Annotated in this window: 17 protein-coding genes; 4 read left to right on the plus strand and 13 right to left on the minus strand. The window is 63.7% G+C overall.

Annotated features, from left to right (window positions below; translation table 11 throughout):
* Nucleotides 1-2 precede the first annotated feature (2 nt).
* The 3 genes from trmD to rpsP form a co-directional block, all read right to left on the minus strand.
* The gene (trmD, locus tag B0G69_RS01655; protein ID WP_121315363.1) at nucleotides 3-770 is read right to left on the minus strand and encodes a tRNA (guanosine(37)-N1)-methyltransferase TrmD; all 768 of its coding nucleotides are present in this window, start codon (nucleotides 768-770) and stop codon (nucleotides 3-5) included.
* Between the two features lie 25 nt (nucleotides 771-795).
* Nucleotides 796-1,530, minus strand: coding sequence for a ribosome maturation factor RimM (rimM, locus tag B0G69_RS01660; RefSeq protein ID WP_121315364.1), 735 nt, complete (start codon nucleotides 1,528-1,530; stop codon nucleotides 796-798).
* Between the two features lie 120 nt (nucleotides 1,531-1,650).
* Complete coding sequence (gene rpsP / locus B0G69_RS01665) at nucleotides 1,651-1,905, minus strand: 30S ribosomal protein S16 (protein WP_013090118.1); 255 nt, start codon at nucleotides 1,903-1,905, stop codon at nucleotides 1,651-1,653.
* Between the two features lie 265 nt (nucleotides 1,906-2,170).
* On the opposite strand from rpsP, the gene B0G69_RS01670 reads away from it, so the two are divergent.
* Nucleotides 2,171-3,262: a sorbosone dehydrogenase family protein gene (locus tag B0G69_RS01670; RefSeq protein ID WP_241991344.1), complete on the plus strand. Its 1,092-nt coding sequence runs from the start codon at nucleotides 2,171-2,173 to the stop codon at nucleotides 3,260-3,262.
* A 253-nt stretch (nucleotides 3,263-3,515) separates the two neighbouring features.
* A complete protein-coding gene (locus tag B0G69_RS01675; RefSeq protein WP_121315366.1) occupies nucleotides 3,516-3,983 on the plus strand; it encodes a TM2 domain-containing protein in 468 nt (155 codons plus the stop codon).
* A 16-nt stretch (nucleotides 3,984-3,999) separates the two neighbouring features.
* Here B0G69_RS01675 and B0G69_RS01680 read toward each other — a convergent pair whose 3' ends face one another.
* Together B0G69_RS01680 and B0G69_RS01685 are read right to left on the minus strand one after the other, a co-directional pair.
* On the minus strand, nucleotides 4,000-5,160 hold the full coding sequence (locus B0G69_RS01680) for a PA0069 family radical SAM protein (RefSeq protein WP_121319019.1): 1,161 nt from the start codon (nucleotides 5,158-5,160) through the stop codon (nucleotides 4,000-4,002).
* Nucleotides 5,161-5,252: 92 nt separating this feature from the next.
* On the minus strand, nucleotides 5,253-5,741 hold the full coding sequence (locus B0G69_RS01685; RefSeq protein WP_121315367.1) for an Lrp/AsnC ligand binding domain-containing protein: 489 nt from the start codon (nucleotides 5,739-5,741) through the stop codon (nucleotides 5,253-5,255).
* A gap of 168 nt (nucleotides 5,742-5,909) precedes the next feature.
* On the opposite strand from B0G69_RS01685, the gene B0G69_RS01690 reads away from it, so the two are divergent.
* A complete protein-coding gene (locus B0G69_RS01690; RefSeq protein ID WP_121315368.1) occupies nucleotides 5,910-7,196 on the plus strand; it encodes a D-amino acid dehydrogenase in 1,287 nt (428 codons plus the stop codon).
* A gap of 122 nt (nucleotides 7,197-7,318) precedes the next feature.
* Here B0G69_RS01690 and B0G69_RS01695 read toward each other — a convergent pair whose 3' ends face one another.
* From B0G69_RS01695 to B0G69_RS01720, 6 genes are all read right to left on the minus strand, one after another.
* Nucleotides 7,319-9,109: an acyl-CoA dehydrogenase gene (locus B0G69_RS01695; protein ID WP_121315369.1), complete on the minus strand. Its 1,791-nt coding sequence runs from the start codon at nucleotides 9,107-9,109 to the stop codon at nucleotides 7,319-7,321.
* 108 nt (nucleotides 9,110-9,217) lie between these two features.
* Nucleotides 9,218-10,165: an FAD-binding protein gene (locus tag B0G69_RS01700; RefSeq protein ID WP_121319021.1), complete on the minus strand. Its 948-nt coding sequence runs from the start codon at nucleotides 10,163-10,165 to the stop codon at nucleotides 9,218-9,220.
* A 23-nt stretch (nucleotides 10,166-10,188) separates the two neighbouring features.
* A complete protein-coding gene (locus tag B0G69_RS01705) occupies nucleotides 10,189-10,938 on the minus strand; it encodes an electron transfer flavoprotein subunit beta/FixA family protein (RefSeq protein ID WP_121315370.1) in 750 nt (249 codons plus the stop codon).
* Nucleotides 10,939-11,177: 239 nt separating this feature from the next.
* Nucleotides 11,178-11,972, minus strand: coding sequence for a MetQ/NlpA family ABC transporter substrate-binding protein (locus tag B0G69_RS01710; protein ID WP_121315371.1), 795 nt, complete (start codon nucleotides 11,970-11,972; stop codon nucleotides 11,178-11,180).
* 44 nt (nucleotides 11,973-12,016) lie between these two features.
* Nucleotides 12,017-12,670, minus strand: coding sequence for a methionine ABC transporter permease (locus tag B0G69_RS01715; protein ID WP_121315372.1), 654 nt, complete (start codon nucleotides 12,668-12,670; stop codon nucleotides 12,017-12,019).
* On the minus strand, nucleotides 12,660-13,694 hold the full coding sequence (locus B0G69_RS01720) for a methionine ABC transporter ATP-binding protein (RefSeq protein WP_121315373.1): 1,035 nt from the start codon (nucleotides 13,692-13,694) through the stop codon (nucleotides 12,660-12,662). Before B0G69_RS01720 ends, B0G69_RS01715 begins: the two co-directional genes overlap by 11 nt.
* A gap of 240 nt (nucleotides 13,695-13,934) precedes the next feature.
* On the opposite strand from B0G69_RS01720, the gene B0G69_RS01725 reads away from it, so the two are divergent.
* Nucleotides 13,935-14,837, plus strand: coding sequence for an alpha/beta hydrolase (locus B0G69_RS01725; protein ID WP_121315374.1), 903 nt, complete (start codon nucleotides 13,935-13,937; stop codon nucleotides 14,835-14,837).
* Between the two features lie 120 nt (nucleotides 14,838-14,957).
* Here B0G69_RS01725 and B0G69_RS01730 read toward each other — a convergent pair whose 3' ends face one another.
* Both B0G69_RS01730 and B0G69_RS01735 read right to left on the minus strand, forming a co-directional pair.
* Nucleotides 14,958-15,758, minus strand: coding sequence for an enoyl-CoA hydratase (locus B0G69_RS01730; RefSeq protein ID WP_121315375.1), 801 nt, complete (start codon nucleotides 15,756-15,758; stop codon nucleotides 14,958-14,960).
* A gap of 53 nt (nucleotides 15,759-15,811) precedes the next feature.
* Nucleotides 15,812-16,735, minus strand: a complete 924-nt coding sequence (locus B0G69_RS01735) for a histone deacetylase family protein (protein WP_121319025.1) — start codon at nucleotides 16,733-16,735, stop codon at nucleotides 15,812-15,814.
* Nucleotides 16,736-16,782: the final 47 nt, after the last annotated feature.

A 16,782-nucleotide genomic window follows, 5' to 3' on the forward strand; every position in this document is an offset into this window, starting at 1 on the left:
CTTTACGCCTTCGATTCTTCCTTCGCGAGACTTGCAAGCCATGCCTCGTCGGCACGGCTCAACATCTTGTTTTTTCTGGCCTTCACGATCAGATCGGGCCGTTTGTTCAACGTATTGCGCAACGCTTCACGCCGACGCCACGCTTCGATTTCCGCATGATGCCCGCCGAGCAGCACATCGGGCACACGCACACCGTTGTATTCCTCGGGACGCGTGTAGTGCGGACAATCCAGCAGCACGTCGACGAAGCTGTCCTGCACCGCCGATTGCGAGTCGTTCAGCACGCCGGGCAACTGGCGCACGACCGCGTCCATCAACGCCATCGCGGGCAATTCACCACCCGACAGCACGAAGTCGCCAAGACTGACTTCCTCGTCGACGACACGGTCGAGCAAACGTTGATCGATCGCTTCGTAACGCCCGCACAACAGGATCAGACCGGGCTCGGCGGCGAACCGCATGACACGGTCGTGATTCAATGTGGCGCCCTGCGGCGACATCATCACGACGCGCGATGCGCTGATGCCTTGCTCCGCCTGCGCCGCTTTCGCGGCGCCGATCGCGTCTTCAAGCGGCTTCGCCAGCATCACCATGCCGGGACCGCCGCCGTAGGGGCGATCGTCGATTGTGCGGTAGTTGTCAGTCGTGAAATCACGCGGATTCCACGTACGCAACCCATAGCGCTCCTGCTTCGCGGCACGACTGGTGATACCCCAGTCGGTCAGCGCGCGGAACATTTCTGGAAAGAGCGTCACGACATCGAACTGCATCGCTCTCTCCGTTCAGCGAATGATTTTAGTAATCGGCTTCCCAGTCGACGATGATCTGCTTCGCCGTCTGGTCCACCGTTTTGACAAAGACGCCGACGAACGGGATCAAACGCTCGCCTGCGACCGGCTTGCCGTTTTTGTCGGTAGCCGGGTATTCGATACGCATCACCGAGTGCGCACCGTTGTCGATCATGTCTGCAACCTTGCCGAGATTGACCCCGGCAACGTTCACCACCTCCAGGCCGAGCAGGTCGACCCAGTAGAATTCGTCGGCGTCGAGGGCCGGAAATTCGCTGCGACTGACATAGACGCGCGAGCCGCGCAGTGCCAGCGCCACATCGCGATCGGTGACGCCGCCCAGATGGGCAACCACACTGTCGCTATGCGTTTTCGCCTGCAATGACGGCGCCGACTGGCGCTCGTGGCCTTTCAACAGCCACCAGCGCTTCGCGCTTAGCAACGCGTCGCCGCCGTGCCCGGCATCCGCATGCGCGGCTACCTTGACCCAGCCTTTGAGGCCGTAAGCGTCGACGATTGCGCCGACCTCGACCGCATCGGCCGGCCAGCTTTCCACTGTTTCCGTGCGCATTTCTGCCGCAGCGGAGCCAGCTTTTGCAACATTGGCTTGCGCCTTGCCTTCGGCTCGTTCGACCGGTTTGCGGACGAATGCACCGAACGGCGCCTGATCAGACGTCTTCGCGCGCGGAGCTGCCGCCTTTGCCTTCATGCCCCCCGAACTGCCGGAATCACGTTCAGACATAAGAACACCTCGCTGCCAGCTTCGACGTCTGCTTCAGTAAAACAACTCGCGCATCGGACTGCTCACGCAAGCTGCGCGAGCCGCCGGCCGAACCGACGACGATACGCATGCGGGCTACCATTAAGCAGCCGGCTGCGCCTTTTGCGCTTCTTTCACGAGACGCTCGACGGTCGGCGACAGTTGCGCGCCAACACCTTGCCAGTACGTCAGGCGATCCTGAGCGATACGCAGGGATTCACCCTTCGTAGCGACCGGGTTGTAGAAACCAACGCGCTCGATGAAGCGGCCGTCACGACGGCTACGCGAATCGGTTGCGACGATGTTGTAGAACGGGCGCTTCTTGGAGCCGCCACGAGCCAAGCGGATGATGACCATACTAGAATCCTTGAAAACCGGGGTTCGGAACGACTGAAACACGCGATTATAGCGGGAAACCGACGCCATAACAAACACTTACCGGGATAAACTGAGCGACGGGGTTGCATCGGCCATCCGGACGGAAGCCTCGAATCACGCCCAAACGCCCGAATTACCTGACGGAGAGCCCGTGAAACTCCTGCCGCCGACAGCGTTTTTGCCCGTTCGTTTTCTCGTTTTCGTGTGGTTTGCCGGTCTCACACGCGCGTTGCGAAGCCGGGTTCTGCGCCATGCGGCGGCTGGGTTGCTCGCCGGCCAGGCGCTGTCGGCAGCTGCGGCGCCGCCGGTCGAGCGTATCAAATTACCGCCCGGCTTCCACATCGAGGTTCTGTCGGACGACGTGCCGAGCGCGCGCGAGATGGCGCTCTCGCCGAAGGGCATTCTCTATATAGGCAGCCTCGACGGGCACGTCTATGCGCTCGAATTGCAAAACGGCCGAGTGACAGGCCGCCACGTTATCGCTTCCGGCCTCGAATCGCCGGCAGGCGTGGCGTGGCACGACGGCGCGCTGTACGTGTCGGCGGTGTCGAAGATCTTGCGTTTCGATGCGATCGACGCGCATCTGAACAATCCGCCCAAGCCCGCCGTCGTGATCGACACGCTGCCCAGCGAAACACATCATGGCTGGAAATTCATCGCCTTCGGCCCGGACGGCAAGCTGTACGTGCCGCAAGGCGCGCCCTGCAACGTCTGTCAGAAAGACCGCGACCGCTTCGCGATGATCGGCCGTATGAACCCGGACGGGAGCCACTATGAAGTCATGGCGCGCGGCGTGCGCAATTCGGTCGGGTTCGCGTGGCATCCGGTGACGCACGAACTCTGGTTCACCGACAACGGTCGGGACCTGCTGGGTGACGACGTGCCGGACGACAAACTCAACCGTGCGCCGCGCGCCGGCATGGATTTCGGCTTCCCGTATTGCCATGGCGGCGACACGCTCGACCCGGAATTCGGCAAGGGCCATCCATGCAGCGCATTTACACCGCCGGTGGCCAAACTGGGTGCGCACGTCGCCGCGCTCGGCATGCGCTTTTACACCGGCTCGATGTTTCCGCCCGCCTACCGGAACAATGTCTTCATTGCCGAGCATGGCTCATGGAATCGCAGCAAAAAGGCCGGTTACCGCGTCGTGCGGGTGATGGCCGATCCGGACGGCAGCCACGCGCGGCAGCAAGTCTTTGCCGAAGGCTGGCTGCAGCCTGGCGAAGCTGTTTGGGGCCGTCCCGCCGACGTCTTGCCCTTGCCCGACGGTTCCCTGCTGATCAGCGACGATTACGCAGGCGCGATCTATCGCGTGACGTATGCAGCGCCGTAGCGCGGCGGCGCTCGCCGCGAAGCTGCTCTCCCTCGCCGAGCACCGCCCGCTACCTTCTTCGGTAAAAAATCAGCCGCGCGCCGCCAAAGCGTCCGGCTGCCCGACAACTCGCGCCATACACACCGCGATCCCTTATAGCCATCCACCTGCCCGCCACATGACCCCCGGTCCGCGGCGGGCGTAGAATGCGCGTCGGTCCGCGCCCAACGGCGCGCCGCTCCTTTCGAGCGCCTGTCACTCTGTCCACGCCTACATGTCCACCCTTGTCTCGACTTCCCCGCGCTTCAGATCCAAGACGATTACCGCCGCGCTGGCGTTCCTGCTGGGCAGCCTCGGTGCCCACCGCTTCTATCTGTACGGCAAACGTGACATTTTCGGCTGGGCTCATCTACTCGGTACGCTGATCGGCATTCCTGGCGTCATGCTGCTCGTGGCGAGCGAGCGGGCTTCGATCCTCGGCTGGGTCTTGGCCTTTCTCGGCGCCGTTTCGCTGCTGGCCGCGTTTCTCGCCGCAATCGTCTACGGGCTGCGTCCGGACGAAAAATGGGACGCGCAATTCAACGCGCAGACGCAACGCAAGAGCCGCTCCGGCTGGACCGTGGTGTTCATCGTGATCTTTTCACTGCTGATCGGCGCGTTCCTGCTGATGACGGGCCTTGCCATTTCGTTCCAGACTTACTTCGAAAGTCAGGTGGAAGCGGCCAAAGCGATCTCGCAATGACCGTGCGCGCGCCGCACTAAAAGAGCCTCAGCTGCGGATTGTCGCGCACCGGCTCTTCGGCCCGCGCCGGCGCCGGCTCGATGCGGCGGAAGTGCGACATGTCGAGAATGCCGCGGTCGCGCCGGTTCAAGCCCAAACGGCGCACGGCGTTGTGAAATCGCTGCTTGAGCAGATCCGCCCATAAGCCCTCCCCCTTCATCCGCGCGGCAAAGGACGAGTCATAGTCCTTGCCGCCGCGCATATCGCGCACGCGGCTCATCACGCGGTCTGCGCGGTCGGGAAAATGCGCGGCCAGCCAGTCCTTGAACAGCGGCGCCACTTCCCACGGCAGACGCAGCACGATGTAGCTCGCGTTGCTCGCACCGGCCTCGGCGCAAGCCTCTAGCACGCGCTCCACATCCGGCTCGGTGACGAACGGGATCACCGGCGCGATGCTCACGCCGACAGGAATGCCCGCTTCGCTCAGCGTACGGATAGTGCGCAACCGGCGCGAGGGCGTCGCCGCGCGCGGTTCGAGCGTGCGCGCGATATCCGCGTCCAGCGTGGTGATCGTAATGGCCGCCATGAATTGCCCGCGCGCGGCCATGGGCGCGAGCAGATCGATATCGCGCTCGATCAGCGACGATTTGGTGATGGCCGCAAACGGGTGGTGGCGTTCGCTGAGGACCTCGATCACTCTGCGCGTGAGGCGCAAGTCACGCTCGGCGGGCTGCCACGCGTCCGTGTTGACGCCCAATGCAATTGGTTCGGGTACATAGGACTTCTTCGACAGTTCCCGTTCGAGCAACTCGGGCGCATTGATCTTCGCGTAAATCCGGCTTTCGAAGTCGAGCCCCGGCGACAGCCCCAGATAACTATGCGTAGGCCGCGCGAAGCAATAAATACAGCCGTGTTCACAACCACGGTAGGGATTGAGCGACACGCCGAACGGAATATCCGGCGACGCGTTGCGCGTGAGGATGGACTTGGCGTGCTCCTCGAAGACCTGCGTGCGCAAGACTTTGGGCTCATCGCCTTCTTCGCCCTCGGCCGGCTGCCAGCCGTCGTCCACCGCTTCGCGCTGGTCGACTTCATAACGGCCTTGCAGGTTCGTCACCGCCCCACGCCCCTTGCGAGGCGCGGGCGGTGCGATCGGAAATTCGCGAGCGGAAGGGATATCGGAGTTAGCCACGGCCAGGGTCACGCAAAACAGAAAACGGCGCACAACACCTGTATAAATATACAGTGTTTACGCCGTTTGTCGAGCGAGTTTTCGTGACAAGGCGGCGGCTAATCTCCTACCGCGATCGTCAGCGTTTCCTTGATCTCTTCCATCACCACATAGCTCTTGGACTGCACCGCGCCCGGCAATTGCAGCAGGATGTCCCCGAGCAGCTTGCGGTAGTCGGCCATTTCGCCGATGCGCGCCTTGATCAGATAGTCGAAATCGCCCGACACGAGATGGCACTCCAGCACCTCAGGAATCTTCTGCACTTCGCGTCGGAACTGGTCAAACATGTTGCCGCTTTTGTGATCGAGCGTGATCTCGACGAACACCAGCAGCGCCGCGCCCAGCTCGGCGGGATTCACGCGCGCATGGTAGCCGGTGATCACGCCGTCGCGCTCCATCCGTTTGACCCGCTCGATGCACGGCGTCACCGACAGCCCAACCTGCTCGGACAGGTCCTTCATAGCCATCCGGCCATCCTGCTGAAGCAGTCGCAGGATCTTGTGATCGAGTTTGTCGAGGGCCCGGACCGGCTGGCGCTGTATACGCATGATGTTTTTGCTGAAAATCCTGAAAATACAATAACAAAACCTGCCTGACTGTTAATAGTATAGCGGTTAACACTGGGCGGCCCGCGTTACACCTCGTGAATCGAATGAAACCGAACCAATCGACGAGCGCACGCCCTCCAACCTCTTTGCAAGTATCCAGGAGCAGCTATGCGAGTCGTCGTTTTGGGCAGTGGCGTCGTCGGGGTGACGACCGCGTATTACCTGGCGCGTGCGGGTCATGAAGTGACCGTGATCGACCGCGAGGCCGGCCCGGCGCTCGAAACCAGTTTTGCCAATGCCGGGCAGATCTCGCCCGGTTATGCGTCGCCGTGGGCGGCGCCCGGCGTGCCGCTGAAGGCCGTCAAGTGGATGTTCCAGAAGCATGCGCCGCTCGCAATCCGTCTCGACGGCACGCAATTCCAGTTGCAATGGATGTGGCAAATGCTGCAGAACTGCACGTCGGCGCGCTATGCGGTGAACAAGGGCCGCATGGTCCGCCTCGCAGAATACAGCCGCGACTGCCTGCAGGCACTGCGCGCCGATACCGGCATCCAGTACGAAGGCCGCACCGGCGGCACGCTGCAGGTGTTCCGCACGCAGCAGCAATTCGACGGCGCCGCGAAAGACATCGCCGTGCTGCAGGAAGCCAACGTGCCGTATGAACTGCTGTCGGCGGCCGAACTCGCGCAAGCCGAGCCGGCGCTCGCCGCGGTTTCGCACAAACTGACCGGCGGCCTGCGCCTGCCGGGCGACGAAACCGGCGACTGCCAGATGTTCACCACGCGCCTCGCCGCGCTGGCCGGGCAACTGGGCGTCCAATTCCGCTACAACACGCCGATCGACGCGCTGGCGATGGCGGGCGACCGGGTCGCCGGCGTGCAATGCGGCGGCGAACTGGTGCGCGCGGATTCGTTCGTGGTCGCGCTGGGTTCGTATTCGACCCGGTTCCTCGCGGGCCTCGTAAAGATTCCGGTGTACCCGCTCAAAGGCTATTCGATCACCGCGCCGGTCGTCGACGAAGCGGCCGCGCCGGTGTCCACCGTGCTCGACGAGACCTACAAGATCGCGATCACGCGTTTCGACAACCGGATTCGCGTCGGCGGGATGGCGGAGATCGTCGGCTTCGACAAGTCTTTACGCGAGGCGCGCCGCGCCACGCTGGAACTGTGCGTGAACGACCTGTTCCCGGGCGGCGGCGACACGTCGAAGGCCACGTTCTGGACCGGATTGCGTCCGATGACGCCGGACGGCACGCCGATCGTCGGCCGCACGCCGGTGGCGAACCTGTTCCTGAACACCGGTCACGGCACGCTGGGCTGGACCATGTCGTGCGGTTCGGGCCAGTTGCTGGCCGACGTGATGTCGGGCAAACAGCCCGCCATCAAGGCGGACGATCTGTCGGTACACCGCTATCTCGGCGAGACCGGCGGCGCGCATCGGCCGGCTTATGCCTGACGCTCGGCAAGCGGTCGCGCCGATCGATCATCGCGCGCGCACCGCTGCAATAAAAACAAACGGCGCCTCACGAGGCGCCGTTTGTTTTTTTCAGGCCGACGCATCCGGCCGCGAGTGTCGCGTCAGAACTGATCGTCCGACAAAGCCAGCACGCTCTCCCCACCCTTCGCACTGACAATCGACGCTTCGAGCGCCGCTGCCTGCGGCAGCACGTGTTCCGCATAGAACTGCGCGGTCGCGATCTTCGCGCCGTAGAACGCCGGATCTTCGTCGCGTCTGTCGGCCGCCACGAGCAGCGCGCGCGCCATCTGCCAGCCGCCCAGCACGATGCCCGCGAGCTTCAGATACGGCACGCTGCCGGCGAACACCGCGTTCGGATCGCTCTGCGTATTCGCCAGCACGAAATCGACTGCCGCACCCAGCGAACGATGGCCCTGCGCCAGATACCGCTTCATCGAGTCGAACGCCGGGCCCTGCTTCGCGCCGAGCGCATCAACCGTTGCGGCGATGTCCGCGAGCAGCGACCTGGCCACCTTGCCGCCATCGCGTACGGTCTTGCGGCCGATCAGATCATTGGCCTGGATCGCGGTCGTGCCTTCGTAGATCGGCAGAATGCGCGCGTCGCGATAGTACTGCGCGGCGCCGGTTTCTTCGATGAAGCCCATGCCGCCATGCACCTGCACGCCGAGGCTCGTCACGTCGATCGACAGTTCGGTGCTCCAGCCCTTCACGATCGGCACGAGGAATTCGTAGAGCGCCTGATGCAAGGCACGCGTTGCGTCGTCCGGATGACGATGCGCGATGTCGCAATGCGCCGCGGCGACATAAGCCAGCGCGCGCGACGCTTCGGTGAGGCCGCGCATCGTCGCGAGCATGCGACGCACGTCCGGGTGCTGGATGATCGCGACCGACTGTTTCGCGGAGCCATCCACCGGGCGGCTTTGCACGCGGTCCTTCGCGTACGCGACGGCCTTCTGATACGCGCGATCCGATATGCCGACACCCTGCATACCCACCGCGAAACGCGCCGCGTTCATCATGATGAACATGTATTCGAGCCCGCGATTTTCCTCGCCGATCAGGTGACCGATCGCACCGCCGTGGTCACCGAACTGCAGCACCGCGGTCGGGCTCGCCTTGATGCCGAGCTTGTGCTCGATCGACACGCAATGCACGTCGTTGCGCTCGCCGAGCGACCCGTCCTCATTGACGAGAAACTTCGGCACGATGAACAGCGAAATGCCCTTCACGCCTTCGGGCGCATCCGGCGTGCGCGCCAGCACGAGATGGGCGATGTTCTTCGCCATGTCGTGCTCGCCCCACGTGATGAAAATCTTCGTGCCGAACAGCTTGAACGAACCGTCGCCCTGCGGCTCGGCGCGCGTGCGCACCAGCGCGAGATCGGAGCCGGCCTGGGGCTCGGTCAGGTTCATCGTGCCGGTCCATTCACCGGAAATCAGCTTCGGCACATAGGTCTGTTTTTGCGCTTCGGTGCCGGCGGTGAGCAACGCTTCGATCGCGCCGTCGGTCAGCAGCGGACACAACGCGAAAGACAGGTTCGACGCGTTGAGCATCTCGACGCAGGGCGTGGCGATCAGCTTCGGCAAGCCCTGACCTTCATAGTCGAGCGGATGCTGCACGCCTTGCCAGCCGCCTTCGGCGAACTGGCGGAAGGCTTCCCTGAAACCCGGCGTCGCGGTGACGACGCCATCCTTCCAGCTGCTCGGGTTACGATCGCCCTCGACGTTCAGCGGCGCCAGCACTTCACCGCACAGTTTCGCCGACTCGTCGAGCACGGCCTGAGCCGTGTCGAGGTTCGCGTCCTCGAAGCCCGGCAGTGTCGCAATGCTTTCGAGACCGGCCAGTTCTTTCATCACGAACAGCATGTCCTTGATGGGCGCGGTGTAGCTCATTCTGGTTCTCCTCCTGTCTAGATAAAAAAAGGGCGCCGGACTTGATCGGTCCCGCGCCCTTCGTGTGCGGCCAGACGCCTTGTTCCCGGCGCTGTAGCGCTGCGGCGATTAGCCGAGCTCGCTAACCAGTTCCGGCACGAGCGTGAACAGATCACCCACCAGACCATAATCGGCGACGCTGAAAATCGGCGCTTCCGGGTCCTTGTTGATCGCGACGATCACCTTCGAGTCCTTCATCCCGGCCAGATGCTGGATCGCACCCGAGATGCCCACAGCCACGTACAGTTGCGGCGCGACGATCTTGCCGGTCTGGCCGACCTGGTAGTCGTTCGGCACGAAGCCCGCGTCGACTGCCGCACGCGAGGCACCCAGCGCCGCGTTCAGCTTGTCGGCCAGCGGTTCGAGCACCTTCGTGTAGTTCTCGCCATTGCCCAGACCGCGGCCACCCGAGACGATGATCTTCGCCGACGTCAGTTCCGGACGGTCCAGCTTCGTCACTTCACGGCTCACGAACTGCGACACGCCTGCGTCTGCAGCGGCTTCGATCTTCTCCACCGTTGCGCTGCCGCCTTCGGCTGCCACTGCGTCGAAACCGGTCGAGCGCACCGTGATGACCTTGATCGGATCGGCCGATTGCACCGTTGCGATGGCGTTGCCCGCATAGATCGGACGCTCGAACGTGTCGGCGCTATCCACGGCCGTGATGTCGCTGATCTGCGCGACGTCGAGCTTTGCGGCGATACGCGGCGTGATGTTCTTGCCGTAGGCGCTCGCCGGCGCCAGGATGTGCGTGTAGGCATTCGCCGGGTTTTGCACAAGCGTCATCACGGTCGCTTCGACGTTTTCCGCGAGGCCCGCTTCGAGTTGCGGCGCGTCGGCCAGCAGCACTTTGGACACGCCTGCAATCTTCGCCGCCGCATCGGCCGCCGCCTGCGCGTTATGACCCGCGACCAGCACGTGAACGTCGCCGCCAATCTTCTGCGCCGCGGCGATCGTGTTCAGCGTCGCGGCCTTGATCGACGCGTTGTCGTGTTCTGCCAATACAAGATTAACCAGATTCGTCATTTCGTCCGTCTCCCTCACAGCACCTTGGCTTCAGTCTTCAGCTTCTCGACCAGCGTCTTCACGTCCGGCACCTTCACACCGGCGGAGCGCTTCGGCGGCTCGGCGACTTTCAGCGTCTTCAGGCGCGGCGCGACGTCCACGCCGAGGTCTGCGGGCTTGATCGTTTCAAGCGGCTTTTTCTTCGCCTTCATGATGTTCGGCAGCGTCACGTAGCGCGGCTCGTTCAGGCGCAGATCGGTGGTGACCACGGCCGGCAATGTGAGCGACAGCGTTTCGGCACCGCCGTCCACTTCACGCGACACGGTTGCCTTGCCGTCCGCCACGACAACCTTCGAGGCAAACGTCGCTTGCGGCAGATTCGCCAAAGCAGCGAGCATCTGGCCGGTCTGGTTCGAATCGTCGTCGATGGCCTGCTTGCCGAGAATGATCAACGAAGGCTGCTCCTTGTCGACCAGCGCCTTGAGCAGCTTGGCGACCGCCAGCGGCTGCAGTTCGTCGGTCGACTCGATCAGGATCGCACGATCCGCGCCGATCGCCAGCGCCGTGCGCAGCGTTTCCTGCGCCTGCGTGACACCGGCCGACACGGCGATCACTTCGGTCGCCACACCGGCTTCCTTCAGACGCACCGCTTCTTCCACCGCGATTTCATCGAACGGATTCATCGACATTTTCACGTTCGCGATGTCGACGCCCGTGCCATCCGACTTGACCCGGACTTTCACGTTGTAATCGACCACTCTCTTGACTGGCACCAGGATTTTCATGCACACGCTCCAAAGTTACGAATACGTCAACCCAACGAACATTATAGCGACTGCCCTCGGGACAGCCTTTTGTCGCGGGCGCTTTAGCAGAAGGATATCGCTCCCCAGCGGCGTGACGGCAATAACGAACGATCGTTCTATTTTAATCTCGAAAAAACCCGGGCGGCAACCCCGGGTTTCAACTTACGCCTCTAATTCGTCATGGCCGTCGTCTCTTGCCCGATGTGCAGGCGGCTGGCTCACCAGGCGGTGATGACCGACCCACCGAACTTGCTGTCGACGAACTGCTTCACTTCCGGCGAATGGTACGCCGCGACCAGCTTGGCGACCCACGGCTTGTTCCGGTCGGCTTCGCGAATTGCGATGATATTCACGTACGGCCCCTTCGGATCCTCGACCGCGATCGCGTCCTGCTTCGGCTTCAGGCCGGCTTCCATCGCGAAGTTCGTGTTGATGGCGGCTGCGTCGACGTCGTTCAACGAGCGCGGAATTTGCGCGGCGTCGAGTTCGACGATCTTCAACTTCTTCGGATTCTCGACGATATCGAGCGGCGTCGCCTTCAGACCCGCATCGGCGCGCAGCTTCAGCAGACCCTGCTTCTGCAGCAGCAACAGTGCCCGGCCGCCGTTGGTCGGATCGTTCGGCACGGCGATCTTCGCGCCCGGTTGCAGTTCGGCGAGCGTTTTCACCTTCTTCGAATAGATCCCCATCGGATAGGTGACCGTGTCCGCGATGCGGATGAGCCTGTAGCCACGATCCTTCACCTGCGCCTGCAAGTACGGGTCGTGCTGGTAGCTGTTCGCGTCCAGATCGCCGCCGGCGAGCGCCGCGTTCGGCTGCACGTAGTCGGAGAATTCGATGACCTTGATATTCAGACCGTTCTTCGCCGCGACCGTCTTCACGACTTCCATGATCTGCGCATGCGGACCGCCGGTGACGCCGACCTTGATGCTGTCTTCGGCGTGAGCCGCGGCGGCGAACAGCGACGCGGCGGCGAACGCTCCCGCGAGCTTGAGAATGAAGCGACGTTGCATGATGGACCTTTCCGACTCTGTTAGCGGGTTCCGATGACCCGTGTTTATTTATGGCTCAAACGACGCACGAGCCAATCCCCGAATGACTGCACCAGCTGCACGAACACGATCAGGATCACCACGACCGTCAACATCACCTCAGGCAGAAAACGCTGATAGCCGTAGCGAATACCGAGGTCGCCGAGACCGCCGCCGCCGATCGCGCCGGCCATTGCCGAATAACCGACCAGCGACACGAACGTGATCGTCAAGCCGGCGACCACGCCCGGCAGCGATTCCGGCAGCAACACCTTGAAGACGATCTGGCCGGTGGTCGCGCCCATCGCCTGGGCCGCTTCGATCAGCCCGCGATCGACCTCGCGCAGCGCGGTCTCGACCAGCCGCGCGATGAACGGCGCGGCGGCGATCGTCAGCGGCACGACCGCCGCCGCCGTCCCGATCGACGAACCCACGACGAGGCGCGTGAACGGAATCACCGCGACCAGCAGGATGATGAACGGCGTCGAGCGGACCGCATTGACGATCACGCCCATCACACGATTCACCGCGACGTTTTCCAGCACGCCCTGGCGGTCCGTCAGATACAGCAGCACGCCGAGCGGCAACCCCACCAATGCGCCGACCAGTCCGGAAATGCCCACCATCACGAGCGTTTCCCAGAACGACTGGACGAACATATCGAACATTTCACTCAACATGCGAGAGCTCCTCCACCACCACACCCTGTTCGCGCAGGTACGTCAGCGCCTGCGCCACCTTCGTCGGTTCGCCGCCCGCGAGCACCGCGAGCGAGCCGAACGCCTGCCCCTGGATCTCGTCGATCTGGCCGTGCAGGATGTTGAAGTCGAGTTCGTAGCGGCGAATCGTTTCCGACAGGATCGGCTGGTCGACGCCCGAGCCCGTGAATGCGAGCCGCAGCAGGTGGCCGCTGCCGGTCTTCAGGCGCTCTGCGACACGCGCCTTCATCGCTGGCGGCAACTCCTGCGCGATCACGTCGCCGATCAGCGCGCGCGTCACTTCATGACGCGGCTGCAGGAACACGTCAATCACCTTGCCCTCTTCGACCACGCGGCCCGCGTCCAGCACCGCGACGCGGTCGCAGACCTGCTTGATCACGTCCATCTGGTGCGTGATCAGCACGATCGTCAGGTTCAGTTCGCGATTGATGCGCTTGAGCAGGTCGAGAATCGCCCGCGTGGTTTCGGGGTCGAGCGCGGAGGTGGCCTCGTCCGAGAGCAGCACTTTCGGCTTGCTCGCCAGTGCGCGCGCGATGCCCACGCGCTGCTTCTGCCCGCCGCTGATCTGCGCCGGATAGCGGTCCTTCTGCGCCAACAGGCCGACCAGCTCGAGCAGCGGCAGCACATTCGCTTCGATCTCGTCGCGCTTCATGCCGGCGAGTTCGAGAGGCAGCGCGACGTTTTCGTACACGGTGCGCGACGACAGCAGGTTGAAGTGCTGGAAGATCATGCCGATCTCGCGACGCGCCTCGCGCAACTGCGCGGCGGGCAGCGTGGTCAGATCGCGCCCGTCGACGACGATATTGCCTTCGGACGGGCGCGTCAGCAGGTTGATGGTGCGCACGAGCGTACTCTTGCCCGCGCCGCTGCGGCCGATGATGCCGAACACCTCACCCGCCGGAATCGACAGATTGACGTTGTGCAGCGCCTCGACCCAGCCCCGGGGCCCGGCGAACCGCTGGGAAATGTTGCGTATTTCGATCATGGAAAAACGAAACGGCGGACTCTGTCGCCGAGCGTTGTGCGCTCCCGACAAGCGGCCGCCGTTGCTTTTTATTGGATTTGAGGCCGCAATTCTACCGCAGGGCCGTCATTCCCTTTAATAATCAATTACGATCTTTTCATAACCTATGGGCATTAGAGGGTCGCGTGACATGCAATGCTCGCGCGCGGGGCATCGCCGCGACTATGATCGGGCGAACCAGTATCAGGACGAGCCGCAGCCATGGAAACATCCGAAAACAACAACGTGCGCGCGAGTGGCGGCAGGCAGAACATCGACGGGCCGCAGCGCTCGTCGGTCACGACAGCCGATGGCGTCACACTGCCGTTGTACCGCTGGCCGGTCAGGGGGTCGCTGCGCGCCACCGTCGCACTGCTGCACGGGCTGGCCGAGCACGCGGGCCGCTACGCCGCGTTGGCCGGGCGTCTGAATGCGGCCGGCATCGAACTGGTCGCGATCGACCTGCGCGGCCACGGACACGCGCCCGGCAAGCGGGTCTTCGTGAAGCGTTTCGACGACTATCTGCTCGACGCGCAGGCCCTGCTCGACGCCGCCGCGCAAAGCTGCGCGCCGCTCTTTCTGATGGGCCACAGCATGGGTGGCGCGATCGCCGCGCTGTACGCGATCGAGCGGCTCGACGCGAGCGGCCGGCGGCTGAGCGGTTTGATCCTGTCGAGCCCCGCGCTCGCGCCGGGACGCGACGTGCCGCGCTGGATGCTTGCACTAAGCCAGGTGATCAGCCGTGTCTACCCAGGTTTCCCGGCGATGAAGATCGACGCCACGCTGCTGTCGCGTCTTCAGCCGGTGGTGAACGCCAATCGCAACGACCCGCTGGTGCATCACGACGCGATTCCGGCGCGCACCGGCGCGGAGCTGTTGCTGGCGATGGCGCGGATCGAACGTGGCCGTGCGAATTTGCGCATGCCGCTGCTGGTGTATCACGGCACCGCCGACAAACTCACCGAGCCCGATGGCAGCCGCGCCTTCGGCCAGCATGCGGGTTCGCCGGACAAGACGCTCACGCTGCACGAAGGCAGCTATCACGAGACGATGAACGATATCGATCGCGACCGTGTGATCGGGGCGCTAATCGATTGGATCGAGAAGCGGGCGGTGGGGCGTTGAGCGTTTGACGCGATGGCGAAGCGCGGGCTCCTCCCGCCGTGGCCACTCGCAAACGCGCTGACCTTGATGTTCCCTGGCCGCCAAGGTCACCACAGCACCCACCGAAACCCTTGCGCCCGCCTAGCGCTTCCAGTCTGGCGCGCGCTTGTCGATGAACGCCTGCACGCCTTCGAGCGCGGAGTCATCCATCATGTTGCAGGCCATCGTCTGGCCGGCGAGCTGGTAAGCCGCCTCGATGCCCATTTCGAGCTGGCGATAGAAAAGCCCCTTTCCAGCGCTCACCGCTTCGACCGGTTTCGCGCAGATCGTCGCGGCAAGCCGCGCGAGTTCCGCGTCGAGCGCGTCGGTGGGAACCACGCGGTTCACGAGGCCCTGCTGCTTCGCTTCGGCGGCGTCGATGAACTCACCGGTGAGCAGCATGTCGAGCGCCGCCTTGCGCGACAGGTTGCGCGAGAGCGGCACCGAAGGCGTCGCGCAGAACAGCCCCAGGTTCACACCAGACACGGCGAAACGCGCGGAGTCCGCCGCGACCGCCAGATCGCACATCGCCACCAGTTGACAGCCGGCCGCCGTGGCAATGCCCTGCACGCGCGCGATCACCGGTTGCGGCAGACGCTGGATCGTCATCATCAGCTTCGTGCAGCGGGCGAACAGCCGCTGGTAATAAGCCAGCGATGGTGCCGCGCGCATTTCCTTCAGATCGTGCCCCGCGCAGAACGCCCGCCCCGCCCCCGCGATGACGACCACGCGCGCATCCGACGCCGCGATCTGCGTCAACGCATTCTGCATCTCGTCGAGCAAAGCCTCGGAGAGCGCGTTGAACGCATCGGGCCGGTTCATCGTCAACAGCACGACGCCCGGCACCCGATACGCATCGTGTTCGATCTCGATCAGTGAAGCGCTGCTCGCCTCCGCGTTCATGACCCGCTCCTCATTTGCGTTGCGTGGTTGCCGCCAATGGCAAGGCAGGCTGTTCAGATGCCGGCCAGCGAGCGCATGTGCGCGACCACGCTGCGTCCAAGCGCCGACAGGTTGTAGCCGCCCTCGAGACAACTGACGATGCGTCCGCGCGCATGACGTTTCGCGATCTCGCGCATCTGATCGGTGATCCATGCGTAGTCGTCTTCGACGAGGCCCATGTTACCGAGGTCGTCCTCGCGATGTGCGTCGAAGCCCGCCGAGATGAACAGCATCTCCGGCTTGAATTCATGCAGGCGCGGCAGCCACAGCATGTCCACCGCCTCGCGCACCTCCATGCCCTTCGAACGCGCGGGCATCGGCACGTTGCACATGTTGGACGCCTGGTTGTCGGCGCCGGTGAACGGATAGAACGGATGCTGGAAGATGCTGCACATCAGCACGCGCGGGTCGCCCGAGAAGGCCGCTTCGGTGCCGTTGCCGTGATGCACGTCGAAGTCGATGATCGCCACGCGCTGCAGCCCGTGCACGTCGAGCGCATGGCGCGCGGCGATCGCGACGTTGTTGAAGAAGCAGAAGCCCATCGCGCGCGCCGGCTCCGCGTGATGGCCGGGCGGACGCACGCTGCAGAAGGCATTGTCGTAACGGCCTTCGATCACCGCGTCCGTCGCGGCCACCGCGGCGCCCGCGGCGCGCAACGCGGCTTGCCAGGTGTGGGGGTTCATCATCGTATCGGGATCGATCTCGGCGATGCCTTCGGCGGGCGAACGGCTGCGGATGTAGTCGACGTGCGCTTGCGTATGCACGCGCAGCAGCGCGGCTTCGTCGGCGAGCGGCGCGGACTCGCGCTCGATCAGCGAATCGATGCGGCTCGCGATCAATTGATCTTCGATGGCCTGCAGGCGCGCGGGACATTCGGGATGCCATTGCCCCATGTCGTGCAGCAGACAGTCGGCGTGAGAATAAAAACCTGTTGCCATGATGTTCTTCTGCGACGCAACGCCTTCGCAGCGCGCGTAGCGTGTCT

It is taken from the genome of Paraburkholderia sp. RAU2J, from assembly GCF_003634845.1.
Lineage (GTDB): Bacteria > Pseudomonadota > Gammaproteobacteria > Burkholderiales > Burkholderiaceae > Paraburkholderia > Paraburkholderia fynbosensis.